Source organism: Weizmannia sp. CD-2023 (assembly GCF_036225245.1).
Taxonomy (GTDB): Bacteria; Bacillota; Bacilli; order Bacillales; family Bacillaceae_C; genus Weizmannia; species Weizmannia faecalis.
This window is the reverse complement of sequence record NZ_JARTJQ010000012.1, coordinates 1-1,743: the sequence shown is the minus strand read 5'-3', so window position 1 is coordinate 1,743 and position 1,743 is coordinate 1. Positions and strand designations below refer to the sequence as shown.

1 protein-coding gene is annotated in these 1,743 nt (G+C 45.9%); it reads right to left on the bottom strand.

What is annotated here, in order from left to right; all coding sequences use genetic code 11:
- Positions 1–174: 174 nt before the first annotated feature.
- Positions 175–1,590 (bottom strand): ISLre2-like element ISBco6 family transposase, encoded by a 1,416-nt coding sequence (locus tag P9687_RS01575; protein ID WP_048339795.1) that lies wholly within the window; start codon positions 1,588–1,590, stop codon positions 175–177.
- Positions 1,591–1,743 lie beyond the last annotated feature (153 nt).

Sequence of the window (1,743 nt, the reverse complement as noted above, 5' to 3'; positions counted from 1 at the left end):
CGTATAAAGATGGATAACGGGGATGTTGAGGCGCGCGAAATTCACTCGCTTTCCGCGGGCGGCCGGCGAGCCTCCTCGCTCGTACCTCGCTGCGGGGTCTCTCCTGGCTCGCTTTTCCCGCAGGAGTCTCGTAAATTTCGCGCGCCTCAACGATCAGTCCCCACTGAGCCAGGCTTAAAACGAAAGCTCTAATATTTTGCTTAAATGTCCCATTGCCGATGAACTGCTTGAATGCAGGGCAACTGATCCGTGCTTTACGCCCACTGACGGGCGTACAGGCTGCTTGAGTAGTTGAGACATCCTGATGGATTGTTTCAAGTTCCGTTGCTTTCTCTCGCTTCTTGAACGGTGTTTCAGATAGGCTTCTCTCAATGTCCCATTGAGTATGCCTTGTTTGATTTTCACCATGGCTTCTGCGCCAAGTTCACTCCAATGCATGCCCCTTTTTTTCATCCTGAAGGAGATATGCCTTTGATTCGATTCCATCGCTCCTAGGCCTCTCGCACCTTCCGGCACGTTTTTCACCCTGTCTCTCCAGTCAAAAATGCGGTCCCAGTTTTTCAAGATATACGAACGGAATTCCTTGATTTTCTTGAGAGCCTTTTTATCCGTCAAGGTGCTTTCGTGCGTATCCAAATATAACGTGAATTGGTCCAGGTCATGCGTTCTAATCGCTTTTCTAATTTGCTCCTTGATCTCGCTCTTTCCGCCCCCAAATGTCCTTATGATGGCTTGTGCAACGTGGTAGGTATCCAGCTGGTTGAGCACCGGAAATTCCGACTGTGAGAATGCTGTTTGAAACCGTTCAGCTGTGTACCCAGCACCTCCATCACTGTTTGTAATGACATGCGCTTTTTCGAGGGAATAGGTGTTGGCAGCTGTGGCTTGGACTTCATCCCAAAATGTCTGAATGTCTTCCGTCGTCATGATGACTGTGGGCTGACGCAGGGAGACCCTTTTTCCATTGGTTTCCCAACCTTCATAGAGAATGGCGTGGTGGACTTCCATACTCTGTTTCTTTTTTAGTCCCCGAACGAATACACCATCTGCTTCAGAAAACAGGTAGTCTACCTTCTTCCCCTCAGGCAGGGAAACAGCTATTTCTAGCTCTTCTACAAGTGCCTTATCGGCTTCCGCCTGAGTTTTCCCTACGTGTTTTACCATGTTCCCTACAGTTGTGTGACTAAGACTCACTGCTGTCCACTCTTTTAAAATATCAGCTACTTCCCGATAGGTGTTCTCACTTGCCAACTCTGCCACCTTTAATTCCACTAACGGGCTGTATCGTTGGTGTGGTACCAGCCCTAACCATTCATCCAGAGGATAATGGGAATTTCCTCTCTTGTCATGCATTAATGAGCGTTTAAAGGTCACACTTCCAAATAGAAACTGAATGTTTCTGTTATCACTCCGGCAGTACACCCAGCCCTCCTCTAACTTCTCCTGTTTAATTATTTTATCTAACTCTTCAAATATTTCCCCAACCCATTGTGTAAAAGCCTTCTGCATCAGAAGTTTAAGCTGTTCTTCAAATTCGATAAGACTCTTTGTATCCTTTAATAATCCAGCAATTATTGATATAATATCCATGGGAAGACCTCTCTCTCTAGATGTTCATCTTGAAGTGTACAATTAGATGATAGAGCGTCTTCCCATTTTTTTCCACTCATCTGCCCCGTCGAGTAAAATTTTACACATACAAAAACCGTCTGTTATTCCCGTACTGTATTTTATTCATCTGGA

Bases quoted from the DNA above. Each gene is read 5' to 3' on its own strand.
- P9687_RS01575 (WP_048339795.1), bottom strand. From the start codon at position 1,590: ATGGATATTATATCAATAATTGCTGGATTATTAAAGGATACAAAGAGT.